The sequence below is a fragment of the Mycoplasma sp. 613B genome, assembly GCF_054343485.1.
On sequence record NZ_JBTGVH010000033.1, the window covers coordinates 1 to 3101 of the forward strand.

Genomic DNA, 3101 nt, shown 5'->3' on the forward strand with positions numbered 1-3101 from the left:
TGAAATTGATTTGTGTGTTTATTATGGTTATTGCATCTAGTTTTGAAAGATCTAAATTTCATAATGATTTTGTGTGAAAATCATACAAGATTAATTATAACACTTTTTACAAAAATTCCAAATATTTTATATGATTATTTTTTGATAATTGAATTAGAATCACTAAAAATGTTGATTACAATTAAGTTGCTTTATTATTCTACAATATTTTCAAAATTTTTCAAGTAAATTTTTATTTTTTTTCTTAATTTAAATATTTAAATAACATTATTAAAAAATATATTAGAAATTTTAATAATTAAAATCACCAAAAACTATTCTATGTATTAATTAAAAAATTTTTAAATTTATTAGTTGATGTAGAAATGTCTTCAATTAAGTATTTTTTTATTAAATATTATTTTGCTTCAAAGAAACATTTTTCTATTCAATTAAAAAAACCTTTCCATTGAGAAAGGTTACATTGAAGGTTTGAGTACTTAATATTACGCTTAATCTGACGATAAACTCTCCATATGATTATCCGTAAATTTTTAAATTTACTAGTAATTTAACGATTACTAATATTAGTATAACACTATTCTGCTTTTTTTGGAAAAATTTTTATTTTTATATTTTCTTACTAAATTTAACCTTAAATGAAAAAATACAATAATAAGAATTAGGTTATTCATTTATTTAATAATTTTAATTCTTGTTCATTGAGTAAAATTCTAGTAGGTTCATATTTTTTTAATTTGTTTTTTAGATCATTAAGTAAATCATCTGATATATTTGATCTAATTTCAGTTTTCATTCTATCATCATATTTAACTGTAGAAGTAATAAAAATTTTATCTAAATCTATAAGTGTTTAAACAACAAAAGGATTTCTATTTTTTTCCACTCGCTCTTCATGATAATTTTTTATTATTTTCAAGTTAATAATTTCTGCTTTTGATGTTTGACATTTCACAAATTCGTAATTCATTCCTTCTTTTTTAATGCAAATATACATATGAGTTTTTCTTGCTAAATATGAAATTTTACTAGGAAAAGGAATTCTTAATTTAATAACATCCTTAACTTTAATCAACTAGCAACCCTCCATCTTCTTTATCTATTTCTATATATACTGGATTATATAATTCATCACTGTCCGCCAGTTCTTTAAGAATTTCTTTTTGTTTTTCTGTAAGGTTTTGAAAGTCTTGCTTTGAAAAAACAAAATATTTTTCTTTAATGTTAATTACTTCTGAGTTTTTAACTATTTCTAATGGATACATACGATCTATTTTTTTCATTCACTTTTCATCTTCTTGATTAAAATCACTTTCATTTAAAATTATATTTTTTTCTTTATTCAATATTCTATTTTCTTGAACTTTTCATAAATTGAGCTTATGAGTAATATCTGATAAAGTTTTTTCTGTTGATGTTTTCACGATAAAAGAACATTTTAATGCTCTATCATTATTTATTTTATTTTTATTATTTAAATATTCTTTTTCTGCTTCTTTGTTAAAAAGAAGTCTGCTTTTTTTATAATCTCCATAGACATTACTAAATACAGGACCTTTTTGATATCCCTTTAAGGAAGAAAAATCTGCTTTTTCTTGTGCTAATTTACTAAAAATTTCATAAAATAATAAAAATTTTTGTAATTTAAGTGAATTTTTATAAGAATTAATATCATTTTCTTTTAGTCATCCACATAACATTAATTTTCTTTTATTGCTAAAAATTTTGTCCATTTTTCTCCTTTACATAACTTAATTAGATTACATATATGTTTAAAAATTAATTTATTCATTTGTTTAATAATTTTAATTCTTGTTCATTAAGATTAATTATGTTTACTTGAGAAACTTTTAATTGATTTTTTAATTCAATAAATAAATCATTTGATATATTTGATCTAATTTCGGTTTTCATTCTATCATCATATTTAACTGTAGAAGTAATAAAAATTTTATCTAAATCTATAAGTGTTTCTTTTGAAAATGGATTTCTATTTATATTAGAATCTTCAATAGTATAATTTTGTATTAATTTTTTCTTAATAATTATTCATTTGAAAGTTTGACATTTTAAAAATTGATATTTTTCTTCTTGTTTATCTAAACAAATATACATATGTGATACCTTTGCTAAAAAACTATGTTTTGTTGGGAAAGGTATTTTCATTTTTATTACATCTTTAATGTTAATCAAATATAAGACCTCCATCTTCTTCATCTATTTCTACATATACTGGATTATATAATTCGTCGCTATTTGCTACTTCTTCAAGAATTTCTTTTTGCTTTTCTGTGAGATTATGAAAATCTTGCTTTGAAAAAACAAAGTATTTTTCTTTTATATTTAATACTTCTGAATTTTTAATTTGTTCTATTGGAAAAATTCCACTAATTGTTTTAATTAATTTTTGATCTTCATAGTTAAAATCTTTTTCTTCTAAAATAATATTTTTCTCTTTTTTATTTATTAATTCTTCTTTAGTTTTTCATAAATTTAATTCATGTGTAAGTTCTGATAACTCTTGTTCTGTTGATGTTTTAACTATGAAAGAACATTTTAATGCTCTATCATCATTTATTTTATCTTGGTTGTTTTTATATGTTTTCTCTACTATTTTGTTGAAAGTGCTTCTTTCGTTTTTATAATCACCATAGACATTGCTAAACACAGGTCCTTTTTTGTACCCTTTTAAATAAGAAAAGTCAACTTCTTCGTTTTCTATTTTAGAAAGTAATTCATAAAATAGTAAGAATTTTTGAACTCTTAGTGGATTATTATATGAGTTAATATCATTCTCTTTTAATCAACCACATAAAGTTAACTTTCTTTTGTTGCTATAAATTTTGTTCATTTTTTTCCTTTCACCTAATTTGATTATAACACAGTTTTTAAACTCAATTACAATAAATTTTTTTAAAAATTCCTTTATTAATTTATTAATAAAAATTTTGATTATTTTTTGAGATCAGTAAATAAATTATCAAAAATATTGAAATTCTTTTGATTTTGTTTTTTTTGAGTTTATTAGTTAATAGTAAAAATATTTCCCGAGTTTCCCAGTTAATAGCAAAAAAGACAAAATCAACCATTTTTTTGGTTGA

The 3101-nt window shown here is 20.5% G+C and carries 6 protein-coding genes; 1 reads left to right on the forward strand and 5 read right to left on the reverse strand.

Annotated features, from left to right (window positions below; all coding sequences use genetic code 4):
• The coding region (locus ACXX87_RS03975; protein ID WP_458560688.1) for a hypothetical protein at positions 1 to 185 on the forward strand (185 nt) is incomplete at its 5' end.
• A 476-nt stretch (positions 186 to 661) separates the two neighbouring features.
• Here ACXX87_RS03975 and ACXX87_RS03980 read toward each other — a convergent pair.
• The 5 genes from ACXX87_RS03980 to ACXX87_RS04000 are packed head-to-tail and all read right to left on the reverse strand — an operon-like array spanning position 662 to position 2851.
• Positions 662 to 796: a hypothetical protein gene (locus ACXX87_RS03980; protein WP_458561188.1), complete on the reverse strand. Its 135-nt coding sequence runs from the start codon at positions 794 to 796 to the stop codon at positions 662 to 664.
• Between the two features lie 57 nt (positions 797 to 853).
• Positions 854 to 1075: a hypothetical protein gene (locus ACXX87_RS03985; RefSeq protein ID WP_458561187.1), complete on the reverse strand. Its 222-nt coding sequence runs from the start codon at positions 1073 to 1075 to the stop codon at positions 854 to 856.
• Positions 1068 to 1733, reverse strand: a complete 666-nt coding sequence (locus ACXX87_RS03990) for a hypothetical protein (protein WP_458561186.1) — start codon at positions 1731 to 1733, stop codon at positions 1068 to 1070. Before ACXX87_RS03990 ends, ACXX87_RS03985 begins: the two co-directional genes overlap by 8 nt.
• Positions 1734 to 1779: 46 nt before the next feature.
• Positions 1780 to 2193 (reverse strand): hypothetical protein, encoded by a 414-nt coding sequence (locus tag ACXX87_RS03995; RefSeq protein ID WP_458561185.1) that lies wholly within the window; start codon positions 2191 to 2193, stop codon positions 1780 to 1782.
• Positions 2186 to 2851 (reverse strand): hypothetical protein, encoded by a 666-nt coding sequence (locus ACXX87_RS04000; RefSeq protein ID WP_458561184.1) that lies wholly within the window; start codon positions 2849 to 2851, stop codon positions 2186 to 2188. Before ACXX87_RS04000 ends, ACXX87_RS03995 begins: the two co-directional genes overlap by 8 nt.
• Positions 2852 to 3101: the final 250 nt, after the last annotated feature.